This is a genomic window from Cellulomonas sp. PhB150, from assembly GCF_003755175.1.
In the GTDB taxonomy this organism is placed as follows: Bacteria; Actinomycetota; Actinomycetes; order Actinomycetales; family Cellulomonadaceae; genus Cellulomonas.
On record NZ_RKHX01000001.1, the window covers coordinates 529,407 to 544,498 of the forward strand.

12 protein-coding genes are annotated in these 15,092 nt (G+C 74.0%); 2 read left to right on the top strand and 10 right to left on the bottom strand.

Annotated features, from left to right (window positions below; all coding sequences use genetic code 11):
* Positions 1 to 36 precede the first annotated feature (36 nt).
* The 3 genes from EDF34_RS02545 to EDF34_RS02555 all read right to left on the bottom strand — a co-directional run bounded on the left by EDF34_RS02545 (position 37) and on the right by EDF34_RS02555 (position 1,978).
* On the bottom strand, positions 37 to 336 hold the full coding sequence (locus EDF34_RS02545) for a DUF4193 domain-containing protein (protein ID WP_118767077.1): 300 nt from the start codon (positions 334 to 336) through the stop codon (positions 37 to 39).
* A gap of 151 nt (positions 337 to 487) precedes the next feature.
* The gene (locus tag EDF34_RS02550; protein ID WP_123369785.1) at positions 488 to 1,321 is read right to left on the bottom strand and encodes an inositol monophosphatase family protein; all 834 of its coding nucleotides are present in this window, start codon (positions 1,319 to 1,321) and stop codon (positions 488 to 490) included.
* A 15-nt stretch (positions 1,322 to 1,336) separates the two neighbouring features.
* Positions 1,337 to 1,978, bottom strand: a complete 642-nt coding sequence (locus EDF34_RS02555; protein WP_233575148.1) for a trimeric intracellular cation channel family protein — start codon at positions 1,976 to 1,978, stop codon at positions 1,337 to 1,339.
* A 124-nt stretch (positions 1,979 to 2,102) separates the two neighbouring features.
* Here EDF34_RS02555 and sepH point away from each other — a divergent pair, with 124 nt between their 5' ends.
* Positions 2,103 to 3,173: a septation protein SepH gene (sepH, locus tag EDF34_RS02560; protein ID WP_123369786.1), complete on the top strand. Its 1,071-nt coding sequence runs from the start codon at positions 2,103 to 2,105 to the stop codon at positions 3,171 to 3,173.
* A gap of 9 nt (positions 3,174 to 3,182) precedes the next feature.
* Here the strand turns inward: sepH and EDF34_RS02565 are convergent, their stop codons facing one another.
* From EDF34_RS02565 to EDF34_RS02580, 4 genes are read right to left on the bottom strand one after another with little or no spacing between them, the layout of a single operon-like run.
* Positions 3,183 to 3,836 carry a thymidine kinase gene (locus tag EDF34_RS02565; protein WP_123369787.1) on the bottom strand — a complete coding sequence of 218 codons (654 nt, stop codon included), beginning with the start codon at positions 3,834 to 3,836 and terminating at the stop codon, positions 3,183 to 3,185.
* A 39-nt stretch (positions 3,837 to 3,875) separates the two neighbouring features.
* Complete coding sequence (locus EDF34_RS02570; RefSeq protein ID WP_123369788.1) at positions 3,876 to 5,075, bottom strand: alkaline phosphatase family protein; 1,200 nt, start codon at positions 5,073 to 5,075, stop codon at positions 3,876 to 3,878.
* Positions 5,072 to 5,647 carry a DUF5998 family protein gene (locus EDF34_RS02575; protein ID WP_123369789.1) on the bottom strand — a complete coding sequence of 192 codons (576 nt, stop codon included), beginning with the start codon at positions 5,645 to 5,647 and terminating at the stop codon, positions 5,072 to 5,074. The genes EDF34_RS02570 and EDF34_RS02575 overlap by 4 nt, the downstream gene beginning before the upstream one ends.
* A 43-nt stretch (positions 5,648 to 5,690) precedes the next feature.
* Positions 5,691 to 8,405: a GNAT family N-acetyltransferase gene (locus EDF34_RS02580; RefSeq protein WP_123369790.1), complete on the bottom strand. Its 2,715-nt coding sequence runs from the start codon at positions 8,403 to 8,405 to the stop codon at positions 5,691 to 5,693.
* Between the two features lie 122 nt (positions 8,406 to 8,527).
* On the opposite strand from EDF34_RS02580, the gene EDF34_RS02585 reads away from it, so the two are divergent.
* Positions 8,528 to 11,005: a DNA topoisomerase (ATP-hydrolyzing) subunit A gene (locus tag EDF34_RS02585; RefSeq protein ID WP_123369791.1), complete on the top strand. Its 2,478-nt coding sequence runs from the start codon at positions 8,528 to 8,530 to the stop codon at positions 11,003 to 11,005.
* On the opposite strand, the gene EDF34_RS02590 is transcribed toward EDF34_RS02585, so the two are convergent.
* From EDF34_RS02590 to EDF34_RS02600, 3 genes are all read right to left on the bottom strand, one after another.
* Complete coding sequence (locus EDF34_RS02590; protein WP_233575149.1) at positions 11,006 to 11,716, bottom strand: lysoplasmalogenase; 711 nt, start codon at positions 11,714 to 11,716, stop codon at positions 11,006 to 11,008.
* 92 nt (positions 11,717 to 11,808) lie between these two features.
* Positions 11,809 to 12,834 carry a GNAT family N-acetyltransferase gene (locus EDF34_RS02595; RefSeq protein WP_123369792.1) on the bottom strand — a complete coding sequence of 342 codons (1,026 nt, stop codon included), beginning with the start codon at positions 12,832 to 12,834 and terminating at the stop codon, positions 11,809 to 11,811.
* 49 nt (positions 12,835 to 12,883) lie between these two features.
* Positions 12,884 to 15,013: a type IIA DNA topoisomerase subunit B gene (locus EDF34_RS02600; protein WP_123370633.1), complete on the bottom strand. Its 2,130-nt coding sequence runs from the start codon at positions 15,011 to 15,013 to the stop codon at positions 12,884 to 12,886.
* Between the last annotated feature and the right edge of the window lie 79 nt (positions 15,014 to 15,092).

Sequence of the window (15,092 nt, forward strand, 5' to 3'; positions counted from 1 at the left end):
TCTGGGACGTCGGCCGAAGCGGTTCGTTCTCGAGCGTCAGGCAGCGCACTCCGAGCAGACGGGCTGGCCGTCCTTCTCGAACGCGAGCTGGCTGCGGTGGTGCACCAGGAAGCAGTGCGAGCACGTGAACTCGTCTGCCTGGCGCGGGAGGACGCGGACCGACAGCTCCTCGCCGGACAGGTCCGCGCCCGGAAGCTCGAACCCTTCGGCGGCTTCGGTCTCGTCCTCGTCCACCACGCCCGAGTTCTTGTCGGAGCGCCGGGCCTGGAGCTCCTGCAGCGAGTCCTCGCTGAGGTCCTCCTCGGTCTTGCGCGGGGCGTCGTAGTCGGTAGCCATGTGTGGCGTCACACTCCGTCTTCTGCGTGGGCTGTGCGGTACGCGTGCTCAATGCGCCGGGCACGCGTTTTGTTCCCACGTGCGGAGGGATTGTGCACCACATCTGGCGTCGGCGCGAACATGGACGTGCGACCTGTTTCTCAGGTGGCTTTCAGAAGTCGGTATCGGCATCGTTCGCGGCGAGCAGCGCCGCCAGCTCCGCCTGCAGGACAGGGTGCCCCGCGACGGTCATCTCCGTGCCCGGGCGCAGGCCCCGCAGGCCGCTGACCTGCGCACCTGCCTCTCTGGCGATGAGCTCACCGGCCGCGAGGTCCCAGGGTGACAAGCCCCTCTCGTAATACAGATCAAGGCTTCCGGAGGCCACCGCGCACAGGTCGAGAGCGGCCGATCCGATGCGACGGATGTCACGTACCCGGGGCAACACCGCGGCCACCACGCGGCCCTGCGAACGGCGTCGCTCCTCGCGGTACCCGAACCCGGTGCCGACGAGGCTGTCCAGCAGCGACGGCGCCTCGCGGACCCGGATCGGCTCGCCGTCGAGGGTGGCTCCGCGGCCGCGACCGGCGACGAACGTCCGCCCGTCGACGGGCGCGTGCACGCACCCGGCCAGGACCGTCCAGGTGGACGGGTCGGGCGGCCCGACGACGGCCGCGACCGACACCGAGTACGACGGCAGCCCGTACAGGTAGTTGACCGTGCCGTCGATCGGGTCGACGACCCACGTGACGCCCGACGTGCCGCCCGTCGATCCGCCCTCCTCGCCGAGCACCGCGTCGTCCGGACGCAGCTCGCCCAGGCGCGCACGCAGGTGCGCCTCGACGGCCAGGTCCATCGCGGTGACGATGTCCTGCGCCGTGGACTTGGTGCCGGCCACCTCCACCTCGGCCGGGCGGCCCGCGCGGATCAGCGCGCCGGACTCCACGGCGATCGTCCGCGCGACCTCGATCAGCTCGTCGAGGAGGGCGTCGTCATCAGTGGGTCGCATGCGCCCATCCTGTCGTCAGCCGCGCCCCCGCCGCAGCCCGGGCCACGGACCGGGCGCCTCGACCTGGAACCGCAGTGCCACCACGCGCAGCGCGAAGATGCCGACGACGACCGCGACCGTGGTGCCGGTGGTCGCCAGGTCGAGCTTCCACAGCACGGCGATCGCGCTCGCGCCGAGCAGCGCGGGGATCGCGTAGAGCTGGCGGTGGTGCAGGACCACGGGGACCTCGCCGGTCAGCAGGTCGCGCAGCACTCCCCCGCCGACGCCCGTCAGGACGCCGACGAAGATCGCCGCGATCAGCGTGGTGCCGTGCTCGAGGCCCTTGATCGCGCCCACGACCGTGAACAGCGCCAGCGCGCCGGCGTCGAGCAGCACGATCGACCGCCGCGCACGCTCGAGGCGCGGGTGGAAGAAGTACATCACCAGGCCGCCGACGAGCGCCGTCACGACCAGCCGCCAGTCGGAGATGCCCACGGGAGGCACGGCCCCGATCAGGACGTCGCGCAGCAGACCGCCGCCGAGCCCGGCCGCCCAGCCGAGCGCGAGGATGCCGAACACGTCGAACTGCTTGCGCACCCCGGCCAACGCCCCGGACAGCGCGCCGACGAAGACCCCGATCACCTCGAGGACGGGCTCCATGGGCAGGTCGGCGATCACCGCCGCATCATCTCAGCCCCCGCGTGGCCGGAGGCGGGACCGATCGCCGCGCGGCACACCGGGACGGGTCCGCCGCTTCGGGCGGACGGGATGGCAGGCTCGCACCGAGGTACTGGGAGGTCGGATGGAAGAGCTCGAGCTGGTCGGTCTGCACGAGGACGGGGAACATCTCGTCCTGGCACGACCCGACGGCGGACGCTTCCGCGTCCGCATCGACGAGACGCTGCGCGCGGCCGTACGCCGTGACCGCCCCCAGCTGGAGCAGCTGCGGGCCGAGGGCGCCGGCAACCTGAGCCCCCGCGAGATCCAGTCCCGCATCCGCGCCGGCGCCACCACGCAGGAGGTCGCCGAGCAGTCCGGGCTGACCGTCGAGCACGTGCGCCGCTACGAGGGGCCCGTGCTCGCCGAGCGCGAGTACATCGCCGAGCAGGCCCGCGGCACGCGCATCGGGCGTGACTCCGGCGCACCGACGCTGGGCGACCTCGTGACCGACCGCCTGGCCGTGCGCGGCGTGGACGTCGGCTCGCTGGCCTGGGACGCCGCGCGCGGCGCGTCCGGCCCGTGGGTCGTCCTCGCTCGTTTCACGGTCGGCGACGTCGACCACGAGGCGCGCTGGACCTTCGACACGAGCGCTCGCTCCGTGACGGCCGACGAGGACGAGGCGCGCTGGCTGTCGGAGACCGAGCTGCCCGACGAGCCCGTCGCGCGGCGCCACCTGGCCGCGGTGCGCGACGTCGTCTTCGACTTCCAGACGACGGTCGACGCGACCGCCGCGGTCCCCGTCGTCGAGGAGCAGGCGGAGACGCCCGCGGACCCGCAGGAGGAGACGGCCGAGCTGCTCGACGACCTGCGCACCCGACGCGGCGTGCGCCAGGCCGTGGACGTCGACGACGAGGGCGACGCCGAGGAGTTCGAGGGCTTCGGCCCGCAGCACGCGTTCGACTTCTCGCACCTGGACGCGTCCGTCCCGGGCGCTCACCCGGCGGACGCGGACGACGACGGCGAGGCCGTGGTCCTGCCGACGCCGGTGCGTCCGACGATCATCTCGGCGCTGCCGCCAGCACCCGAGCCCGAGCCCGTGCCCGAGGCACCCGCCGCCGCCGTCGGCGACGACTCCGAGCGACCGAGGGCGCGCCGGGGCCGCGCCAAGGTGCCGAGCTGGGACGAGATCGTGTTCGGGGCCCGCCCGGAGTAGGCGGACCGCTCAGGCCTGCACGGAGAGCGTGAGGGTCTGGGGGGTCGGCGAGGCCGCGCGTGCGGTGGCGGCGGTCATCCGGCGCATGTGGTGCCGGCGGCACAGGACCTCGTAGCCGACCTCGTCGGCGCCGGCCTCGACGTCGCCGACGACCACCTGGGCGCCCTCGACCACCATCACGCCCGCGACCGTGCGCGCGTTGTGCGTCGCGCGTGCGCCGCACCAGCACAGCGCGCGGACCTGGAGGACCTCGACGCGGTCGGCGAGCTCCACGAGCCGCGCGGAGCCCGGGAACAGCTGCGCGCGGAAGTCGGTGGAGATCCCGAACGCGAACACGTCGACCCCGAGCTCGTCGACGGCCCGGGCGAGCTGCTCGACCTGCGCCGCGGTGTAGAACTGCGCCTCGTCGCCGATGACGTAGTCGACGGGCCTGCCCTGCGTGCGACGCGTGATGACCTCGGCCCAGAAGTCCGTCGCGTCGTCGACCTCGCAGGCCTGCCGCACGAGCCCCAGGCGCGAGGAGATCGTCGCGGTGCCCGCGCGGTCCTGGCGGGTGAACAGCACGCCGTCGCGCCCGCGTGCGGCGTGGTTGTGGTGCATCTGCAACGCGAGCGTGGACTTGCCGCAGTCCATCGTGCCGGAGAAGAAGACGAGCTCGGCCATGGGTCACGGCCCTTTCGCTGTGGCGGTCCGGGAGCGGGGTCAGGCGATGACGATCGCGGGGACGAGCATCTCGTGCGGGGTCAGCGAGCCGTGCACGCCGACGAGGTCGAGCGAGGCGGGGGTCTGCGTTCGGGAGTCGACCACCGTGGCACGGCCGGTCATCGCGACCACCACGTCACCGATCACCGGCGCGACCCAGTCGTCCACCGCGCCGAACAGCCCCTGCGCGACGGCCTCGGCACGCGTCGCGACCAAGGCGTGCTCACCCAGGACGTCGGCCCACCGCGCGCGGACGTCACCGGCGTCGGCGCCGTCGGCGAGGTGCAGGTGCAGCGCGCGGGGCTCGCCCGCCACGAGCGCGACTTCGGCGGCGAGCGCGGACGTCTCGGCGACGTCCCACCGAGCCGTCAGGTCGACGTCCACCATCCCGTGGTCGGCGGTGACCAGGATGACGGTCCCGCGCGGCACGGACCGCGCGAGGCGACCGAGCTCGAAGTCCAGCTCGGCGAGCGCGTCGCCCCACTGCCACGAGCCCCAGCCGTGGTGGTGGCCGGCCTTGTCGACGTCGCCCCAGTACAGGTAGGCCAGCCCCGGAGCGCGCAGCGCGGCGACGGTCGCGTCGACGCGGGCCGCGAGCGACTCGCCGGAGCGGTACGCGGCACCGCGCAGGGCAGCCTGCGTCAGACCGGATCCCTCGAACCGCGCGGGGCCGATGCTGGTCACGGCGACGCCCGCGCCGACGAGCCGCTCGAACACCGAGGGCCGGCGCTGCCACGTCTGGGCCGGCGGCATGTCCGTCCACGACACGAGGTTGCCGAGCTGCCCGGAGCCGGGGACCCGCACGGTGTAGCCGAGCATCCCCGTCCCGCCTGGGGGGACCGCGACGCCGAACGTGCCCATCGCGGTGGCCGTCGTGGACGGGAACGTGCTGGTCAGCGGCTCGGAGCCGGCGAGCCGCGGCCGCAGGAACGGCGCGTGGCCCGCGCGCTCGACGAGGTTGGTGTAGCCGACGCCGTCGACGAGCACCACGCACACCCGCTCGGCCTCGGGCAGCCCGATCGCGGCGCGCGAGCCGGCCCCTCCGAGGTCGACGCCGAGGTCGGCACCCAGCGCGTCCGCGGCCGCCGGCAGCACGGTGCCCAGGCACTGCCGCCCACCACCGGGGAGCACGAACCCGGCGGCCTCGGCCCGGTCGGCGATCGGGCCCGTGACGAGGCCCGAGAGCCCGACGTCCGTCATCGTGACCCGGCGCTCGCCGCCGACAGCACCCGGGCGAACGCGGTCGCGGCCCGCACGGAGTCGATCCCCTCGGCCGCGGCGCTGACCCGCACGACGACGTCGTCGGGCGTCAGGGAGCCGGTGAAGCCGTGGTCGGCGTCGCACGACGGGTCGCCGCACGTCGCGGGCTCGAGGTCGACGCGGGAGACCGCGCCCCAACCGATCGCGAGCGTCAGCTCGAGCGCCGGCTGACCCGCCTTGTGCTTGGCAGGCTCGGGCACGACGTGCGTGAGGGCGACCGAGCGCAGCTCGCCCAGCGGCACCGACTCCGTGGTCGCCGACGCGCTGGCCGAGGGGTGCTCGAGGTCGGCGGGGTGGTCGTCGACGTGGGCGCAGACGAGGCGGGTGGGGGTCAGCACCAGGACGGTCACGTGACGTCGGACCTCGGTGGCGTCGAACGTGGTCTCCGGGTGCACCAGGTGGGCGACCACGGGTTCGTCGGCGAGCGCGACGTCCAGGACGTCCGCGACGAGCTCCGGGTAGTAACCGGCTCGGTGCAGGTCCTGACGCAGGGCGGTGGAAGCGGCGGGCACACCCCCATCCTTCCACCACCTCGCCGTCACCCGTCGCGCGGGCTCACACCCGTTGCAGGCGACGGGTCCCGTCGGCGCGGTCCGCGGGGGCGATGCTGGCGCGCGCGCCGAGCACGACGACCCCGCTCTCCGCGACGACGACGGGGTTGAGCTCGAGCGAGCGCAGCTCGGGCAGGTCGTCGCACAGCACGGCCACGCGCGCGACGACGTCCTCGAGGGCGGCGACGTCGAGCGCGGGCAGCCCGCGGTAGCCGAACAGCCGCGGCGCCGCGCGCGGCGAGCGCACGAGCTCCGCGACGTCGACGTCGGTCAGCGGGGGCACGCCGTAGCTGACGTCCCCCAGCAGGTCGGACGCGTCACCCGCCAGCCCGAAGCTGACGATCGGGCCGAACAGCGGGTCCTCGGCGGTCCGGATCACGCACGCCGAGCCGCGTGGGCCCATCGCCTGCACCTCCAGCGGCGCGCGCGCCGGGTCGGCCCGCTGGGACTCGGCGAGCGACAGCACGTGGGCCACGTCGGACCTGAGGCCCGCCTCGTCGTCGATGTCGAGCCGCACGCCGCCGAGGTCCGCGCGGTGGCGCAGCGCGGGAACCGTCGTCTTGAGGGCCACCGGCCACCCGATCCGGCGGGCGACCTCGACGGCCTCGTCCGCGTCGTGCACCTCGAAGGACGGCAGGACCGCCACGCCCACGGTGGCGAGGACGGCGGCGGTCTGCTCGGCGTCGAGCGCGATCACCCCCTCGGCCGAGGTGGCGAGCCAGTCCGCGACGAGCCGGCGGGCGGCCTGGGTGTCGGTGCCCTCGAGGTGCAGGGTGCGTCCGCGGTCACGCCGGCGCCGGACCGCGTACCGCGCCGCGCGGCCCAGCGCGAGGGCGGCGTCCTCGGGCGCGCTGTACGCGGGGACGGTCCGCGGGCGCCCCTGCTCGTCGTCGGCCGTGAGCTCGGCCGTGATGCCGTGCAGCCCGTGCACGCACGCCACGGTCGTGCGCCCGGTCCGCGCTGCGGCCCGTGCGACCACGCGGACCAGCTCGGGGTCCGGGAGCCCGATCGTCGGGATGAGCACGACGAGCACCACGTCGCAGTCGGGGTCGTCGTAGAGCGCGTCGACCTGGGCGCCGACCGCGGCGGCGGTCGCACCCGCGGGCAGGATCGTCACGGCCCCGGGGACCACGAGGCCCGCGGCCGCGGCAGCCTCGGCGACCAGCGCCGCCACGGACGCCGAGCTCGCCAGGATCGCCACCCGCCGGCCCGCCGGGACGGGCTGGTGGGCGAACACCTCGACCACGTCGAGCAGCTGGTGGGTGTTGTCGACGCGGATCACCTCCGCCTGCCGCAGGACCTCGTCGAGAGCGCGCGGGCTCGCGTGGGTCGGCCGGACGGCGTGGCCCGGCGGGACCACCTGCCCCGAGCGTCCACTGGTCACGACGACCACCGGCTTCGAGAGCGAGAGCCGGCGGGCCACGCGGGAGAACTTGCGCGGGTTGCCGATCGACTCCAGGTACAGCCCGACGACGTCGGTGCCGTCGTCGTCGGCCCAGAACTGCATGACGTCGTTGCCCGAGACGTCGGCGCGGTGACCCGAGGAGACGAACTCGGCCAGCCCGAGGCCGCGTCGCCGGACGGCCGCGAGCAGCGAGACGGCCATCGGGGCGGACTGGCAGAACAGGCCCACGCGGCCGATCGTCGGCGGCGTCTCGGCCAGCGACGCGTTGAGCCAGCCGTCTCCCGAGGCGACCAGCACCCCGTACGACGCGGGCCCGACCACCCGCATGCCGGCCGCGTGGGCGACCCGCAGCAGGGCCCGCTGCCGGTCGAGCCCCTCGGGTCCGAGCTCGGCGTAGCCGGCCGAGAGCAGCACCACGGCGCGCACATCGAGCCGCGCCAGCGCGCGGACGACGCCGGCGGCCTCCGCCGGGTCCACCGCGACGACGGCGAGCTCGACCGGGCCCGGCACCAGGTCCAGCGCGTCGTAGAGGTGCACCCCGGCGCCCGGGCCCTCGACGCCGACGGCGTGCAGGACGACCGCGGGGTCGCCCGCCCGCAGGTTCGCCAGTGCCGTCGACGCGGCTCGCGCACGCGGCGACCCCGCGGCGGCCGGCCCGGGCCCGACGACGATGACGGAGCGCGCCTCGAGGAAGGCACGCACCGACCGCGCCTCGGCCCGGTGCTCCCGGTCCGCCATCACCGCGAGCGAGCGGTCGGTCGGGTCGATGTCGAACCCCACGGCCACGATGCCGTCCTCGGTGCGCTGCCGCACCGCGTACCCGGCGTCCTTGAAGACCGAGATCATGCGGCCGTTCTGCGGCAGCACCTCGGCGACGAACCGGCGCACGCCGCGTTCGCGCGCCGCGGCGGCCAGGTGCTCGAGCAGCACCGAGCCGAGCCCGCGGCCCTGGTGCGCGTCCGCGATGTTGAACGCGACCTCCGCCTCGTCGTCCTCGATCCGGTCGTACCGGGCCACGCCGATGATCTGCTCGGTGCCGTCGATGCCGGCCGCGACGGCGACCAGCGCGACCCGCGCGTCGTGGTCGACGGTGACGAGGCGGGTCAGGTCGCGGTCGGAGAGCCGCTCGAGGGGGGCGAAGAACCGCAGGTAGGTCGAGCGCTCCGACTGGCCGACGTGGAAGGCCTGCAGCGCGTCGGCGTCGCTGGGCCGCAGGGGCCGGACGTGCGTCGTCGTGCCGTCCTGCAGCACGACGTCGGCCTCCCAGGCTGCCGGGTAGGCCGCCTGCCGTGCGTCGTCGGTGACGTCTGCCATGCAGGCCAGGCTAGTGCGCGGGACTACGACGGGCGGCCTCCGCGTGCCGCGACGTCGCTGCGGCGCGCGACGGGCGACAATGGTCCGCGCACCGCAGCCCGGCCCCCGAGGAGCACTCCCCCATGGCGCGTCGCCCCGCGACCCCCGACCTGCCGCCCGACGACCTCGTCGAGCGGATCGTCGACATCGACGTCGCGACCGAGATGGAGGGCTCGTTCCTCGAGTACGCCTACTCGGTCATCTACTCGCGGGCCCTGCCGGACGCACGCGACGGCCTCAAGCCCGTGCAGCGTCGCATCCTGTTCCAGATGTCCGACATGGGTCTGCGCCCGGACCGCCCGTACGTGAAGTCCGCGCGCGTGGTCGGCGACGTCATGGGCAAGCTCCACCCGCACGGCGACACGGCGATCTACGACGCGATGGTCCGCCTCGCCCAGCCGTTCTCGCTGCGCCTGCCGCTGATCGACGGCCACGGCAACTTCGGCTCGCTCGACGACGGCCCCGCCGCCCCCCGCTACACCGAGGCGCGCATGGCTCCGGCGGCGATGGCGATGACCATCGGGCTCGACGAGGACGTCGTCGACTTCGTCCCGAACTACGACAACAAGCTCACGCAGCCCGAGGTCTTGCCGGCGGCGATCCCGAACCTGCTGGTCAACGGCGCGGCCGGCATCGCGGTCGGCATGGCGACGAACATGGCGCCGCACAACCTCGTCGAGGTCATCGCGGCCGCCCGGCACCTCGTGCAGCACCCCGCGGCGACGCTCGAGGAGCTCATGCGCTTCGTGCCAGGCCCGGACCTGCCCGGCGGCGGCAAGATCGTCGGCCTCGACGGCATCCGCGACGCCTACCGCACGGGCCGCGGCGCGTTCCGCACCCGCGCGACCGCCCGGATCGAGAACGTCACGCCCAAGCGCAAGGGCATCGTCATCACCGAGCTCCCCTACGCGGTGGGCCCGGAGAAGGTCATCGAGAAGATCAAGGAGGGCGTGCAGTCCAAGAAGCTCTCCGGCATCTCGGACGCGGTCGACCTCACGGACCGTGCGCACGGCCTGCGGCTGGTCATCGAGGTCAAGACCGGGTTCAACCCGGACGCCGTCCTCGAGCAGCTCTACCGCTACACCCCGCTCGAGGACTCGTTCTCGATCAACAACGTCGCGCTCGTCGAGGGTCAGCCGCGCACGCTGGGCCTGCGTGAGCTGCTCGTCGTGTGGGTCGAGCACCGGCTCGTGGTCGTGCGCCGCCGCTCGGAGCACCGGCTCGCCAAGCGGCTCGAGCGTCTGCACCTGGTCGAGGGCCTCCTCATCGCGATCGTCGACATCGACGAGGTCATCCAGGTCATCCGGGCGTCCGACGACGCGGAGACGGCGCGCGCCCGCCTGCGCAGCGTGTTCGACCTGTCCGAGGCCCAGGCGGAGTACATCCTCGAGCTGCGGCTGCGGCGCCTGACCAAGTTCTCCCGCATCGAGCTCGAGAAGGAGCAGGAGCTGCTCGCCACGGAGATCGCCGAGCTGCGCGAGATCCTCGGCGACGACGCGCGCCTGCGCACGCTCGTGTCCGACGAGATGGCCGACGTCGCCGCGACCTACGGCACGCCCCGCCGCACGATCCTGCTGGACTCCGCCGGGGGCGGTGCCGTCACGGGAGCACCCGCCGTCGGTCGCTCGGCCGCGACGCCGCTGGAGATCGCGGACACCCCGACGTGGGCGCTGCTGTCCGGCACGGGTCTCCTGGCACGGACCTCCTCCGAGGAGCCCGTCGTGCGCACCGCCGAGTCGCGCCGCAGCAAGCACGACGTGCTCGGCGGCGGCGTGCTGACGACCGTGCGTGCCGAGATCGGCGCCGTCACGTCCCGCGGCCGGATGGTGCGGGTCTCCGTGCTCGACCTGCCGAGCCTGCCGCCGACCGACGGCACCCCGTCGCTGTCCGGCGGGGTCCCCGTGCGCGAGGTGGTCGCCCTCGAGCCCGGCGAGCGGGTCGTCGCGCTCGCGTCGCTGGCCGTCGACGCCCCGACGCTCGCGCTCGCCACCGCGCAGGGCGTGGTCAAGCGGGTCAGCCCCGGTGATGTGCCGGGCAACCGGGACGCCTGGGAGGTCGTCGCGCTCAAGCCCGGCGACGAGGTCGTCGGCGCCGCACCCGTGGTCGACGAGGACGAGCTCGTCCTGGTCAGCTCGGACACGTCGCTCCTGCACTTCGCCGCGTCGGCCGTGCGCCCCCAGGGCCGCGCCGCGGGCGGCATGGCCGGCATCAAGCTCGCCGCCGGTCACCGTGTCGTCGCCTTCGGCGCGGTCCCGGCCGGACGCGCGGACGAGGCCGTCGTCGTGACCGTCGCGGGCTCGTCGTCGGCCCTGCCCGGCACGCAGTCCGGCACCGCCAAGGTCTCCCCGTTCGAGGTCTACCCCGGCAAGGGACGGGCCACGGGCGGCGTGCGTGCGCACCGCCTGCTCAAGGGCGAGGACGCGCTCATCCTGGCGTGGGTCGGGATCGGTCCGGCGTGGGCGACCGGCTCGGCGGGCCAGGCGGTCGACCTGCCGCCCGTCGACCAGCGCCGCGACATGTCCGGAGTGCCGCTCCCGGCACCCGTGCACGCCGTCGGCTGATCAGGCGGGCAGCGCCTGCCTCGCCTCCGCGGCCGGGGCACGCCGGACCGCACGGTTGCGGGCGGCGATCCCGACGACGATCAGGGCCTGCGCCGCGACGTACGTGAGCATGACCCAGAAGTCCTGGCCGGACGGGTCCCAGGCCGGCACGAACCGGCCGAGCGCGATGAGACCGTCCGAGACGAGGAAGACCGCCCCGCCGACGGCGACCAGCGGACCGACCCCGGTCGCGAGGACGGCCATCGCCGTCAGCACGCCGCCGTAGATCGCGACGGGCACGAGCAGCGAGCCGGCGTGCGGCGCGCAGGCGGCGACGAGACCGACGAGCACGAACCCGTACGGCACCAGCAGCGCAGGGCGCCGGTGCAGGACCGACCGGCGGGCGTCGGGCGCGAAGGCGACGACGTAAGCGACCTGGGCGAGCAGGAAGCAGCCGATCATGGCGAGGAAGGCCGCGTCACCGCGCAGCAGCGACGGGAGCGAGTCCCCGAGCCACGACGCCGCCAGCGCGGCGAGCCCCCAGCGCACGAGGTGACCGCGCGGCCAGCGCGTCGCGGTGACGAGCGCCGCCGCGAGGAGGGGCATGAGCACCCACTGGCTCGCGTCGGCGAGGGCCTCGGCGCCGGTCAGCAGGGCGCCGAGGTGCACCACAGCGGCCAGCGCGTAGGCGGCCGCCCACCCGTGAGCGGCAGGGCGCGAGCGTCGGATCACCGTGACCTCCAGGCGCCGGACGTCGTCGTCCGGCGAAGCGAGCGCGGTCCTCGTCGACCGGCGAGGGTGATGCTAGCGCCCCCTCGGGCGGCTCAGAGCTCGATCGTGCGCAGCGTCGTGCCGTGGAAGACCTCGTACCCGAGCCGCGCGTACAGGCCGTGCGCGCCCGAGGGGTTCTCGGTGTCGACGCCCAGCTCGGCGTACTGGATGCCGTCCGCACGGTAGGCGAGCATGGCGGCGAGCAGCAGGTCGCTCGCGACCCCTCGCCCGCGCCACGCACGCCGCACGCCCAGCAGCTCGGTGTAGCCCGAGGAGTACCCGGCGATCGGCCAGTCCTGCTCGTACCTGCCCGACACGAGGTAGCCCGCGACCTCGCCGGAGGCCTCGTCGACCGCGACGAAGCTCCACGTCGGCGCGAACATCGCACGGCCCTTGGACCACTGCTCGGGAGTCTGCGGCTCGCTGCCCCAGTGGTCCGCGAACGCCTCGTTGTGCGCGAGGCGGGCGCGCTCGTCGACGTCGGTCGACCACGGCAGCACCGTGATGCCGTCGGCCGGCGTGGTCACCGGGAGGTCCCCCTCGAGCGAGCGGCGCATCTCGGAGTAGTAGCGGATCGGCGTCAGGCCGCCGGCCGTCAGCAGCGCGATCGTCCCCGCGGCGGTGTCATCGACGAACACGCCGAGCCGGGCCGGCACCTCCTTGCCCGTCGCGACGATGCGCTGGCGGCCCCGGGCCATCGACCACGCCAGCACCTGGCGCCCGATCCCCCTTCCGCGCCACAGCGGGTCCACGCCGCCGGACAGGAACGCCCGCACCACGGTGGTGTCCCCCGCCGGCTGGTCGACGAACGCCCACGCGCGCAGGACGCCGTCGTCGTCCCAGCCGCCGAGCGTGTCGAGGGTCAGGTCCAGCGCCGGGTCCTCGAGGTGCTCCGTCAGCTCCTCGGGCGCCGACCGGTAGGGCGCGGCGTCGGCGGTCTCGACCGCGTCGACCAGGCGTGCGAGCGCCGCCACGTCGCCGGTCGTCAGCGCGCGCCACGTCAGGTCCGTGCCCTGCGGGATCGGCGCGACGGTCGGTGCGTCGACGCGTTCGGCCAGGGGGCGAAGGTTGGTGCTCACGCCGCAACCCTGGCTGAGGGGCGCGGCGCGGGCAACCTGTTTGGCGTGCTCAGGCGTCGATGCGGCTGCGGTCGAGGCCCTCGGCACCGGCCACGATGAAGTCCTTGCGGGGTGCGACGTCCGAACCCATGAGCAGCTCGAAGATCTCGTCGGCGCGTGCCGCTCCCTCGACCGTGACGCGCCGCAGCGTGCGGTGACGCGGGTCCATGGTCGTCTCCGCGAGCTGGTCGGCGTCCATCTCACCCAGGCCCTTGTAGCGCTGGATGTCCTCCTTGTAGCGCTTGCCGGAGCGGTCGAGCTTCTTCAGCGTCGCGGCCAGCTCGGCCTCCGAGTACGTGTAGACGTACTCGTTCTTGCGCCCGCCGCCGCCGATCACCTCGATGCGGTGCAGCGGGGGCACGGCGGCATAGACCCGGCCGGCCTCGACCAGCGGGCGCATGTAGCGGAACAGGAGGGTGAGCAGGAGGGTGCGGATGTGCGCGCCGTCGACGTCGGCGTCGGTCATGAGGACGATCTTCCCGTAGCGGGCTGCCTCGAGGTCGAACGTCCGGCCCGAACCCGCGCCGACGACCTGGATGATCGCCGCGCACTCGGCGTTGCGGAGCATGTCCGTGACCGAGGCCTTCTGGACGTTGAGGATCTTGCCGCGGATGGGCAGCAGGGCCTGGAAGTCCGAGCTGCGCGCGAGCTTGGCGGTGCCGAGCGCGCTGTCGCCCTCGACGATGAACAGCTCGCTGCGCGCCACGTCGTCGATCCGGCAGTCCGCGAGCTTGGCGGGCAGGGCGGACGTCTCGAGCGCGTTCTTGCGGCGCGAGATCTCCTTCTGCTTGCGCGCGGACAGCCGCGCGCGCATCTCGCCGACGATCTTGTCGAGCAGCAGGCTGGACTGCGCCTTGTGGTCACGCTTGGGCGAGGCGAAGATCGCGGCGAGCTGGGTGTCGACGACGCGGCTGACGATCGCACGCACCGGGCCCGTGCCGAGGACCTCCTTGGTCTGCCCCTCGAACTGGGGCTCGGCCAGCCGGACGGTCACGACCGCGGTCAGGCCCGCGAGGATGTCCTCCTTCTCGATCCGCTCGGTCTGCGCGTCCTTCGCCGTGATCTTCAGCCGGCGTGCGTTGAGCTCGACCTGCTTGCGCAGCACCTTGATGAGCCCGGCCTCGAAGCCGGCCTGGTGCGTGCCGCCCTTGGGGGTCGAGATGATGTTGACGAAGCTGCGCATCTCGGTGTCGTAGCCCGTGCCCCAGCGCAGCGCCACGTCGACCTCGCACGTGCGGGCGACCTCCTGCGGGGTCATGTGGCCACGCTCGTCGAGCACCGGGACCGTCTCCGTGAACGAGCCGGTGCCGGTCAGGCTCCACGTGTCGGTCACCGCGGCGTCGGGCGCGAGGTGCTCGACGAAGTCGACGACGCCACCCGAGTGGAAGAACGTCTCCTCGTGCGGGCCGTTCTCGCCGGGCGTGCCCGCGATCCCGCGCTCGTCGCGGACCGTCAGCGTCAGGCCGGGGACCAGGAAGCTGGTCTGCCGGGCGCGCGTGACGAGCTCGTCGTAGGAGAAGACGGCCGTCTTGGGGAAGATCTGCCGGTCGGCCCAGTAGCGCACACGCGTCCCGGTCTTCGCACGCGCCACCTTGCCGACCACGGCCAGCTCGGAGCCGGAGACGAACGGCTCGAACGGGGACTCGGGGCTGCGCTCGGCACGGTCGTCGAACACGCCGGGCTCGCCGCGGTGGAACGTCATCCGGTGCGTCCTGCCGCCGCGGTCGACCTCGACGTCGAGCCGCGAGGACAGCGCGTTGACGACCGAGGCGCCGACGCCGTGCAGGCCGCCCGACGCGCCGTACGAGCCACCGCCGAACTTGCCGCCCGCGTGCAGCTTGGTGAACACGACCTCGACGCCGGTCAGACCGGTCTTCGGCTCGATGTCGACCGGGATGCCGCGGCCGTTGTCGCGGACCTCGACCGACGAGTCGGCGTGCAGCACGATGTCGATGCGGTCGCCCTCGCCCGCGAGGGCCTCGTCGACCGAGTTGTCGATGATCTCCCACATGCAGTGCATGAGGCCGCGGCTGTCGGTGGTCCCGATGTACATGCCCGGGCGCTTGCGCACCGCCTCGAGGCCTTCGAGGACGGAGAGATGGCGAGCGGTGTAGCCCGACTGCGAGGAGGTCGTCGTCACGCGCTGATCGTAGTCGCGCACACCCACGACGCCCGGGAACACGCCTGCCGGTCGGCCGCGGATGCCGGTCTCGTCACGA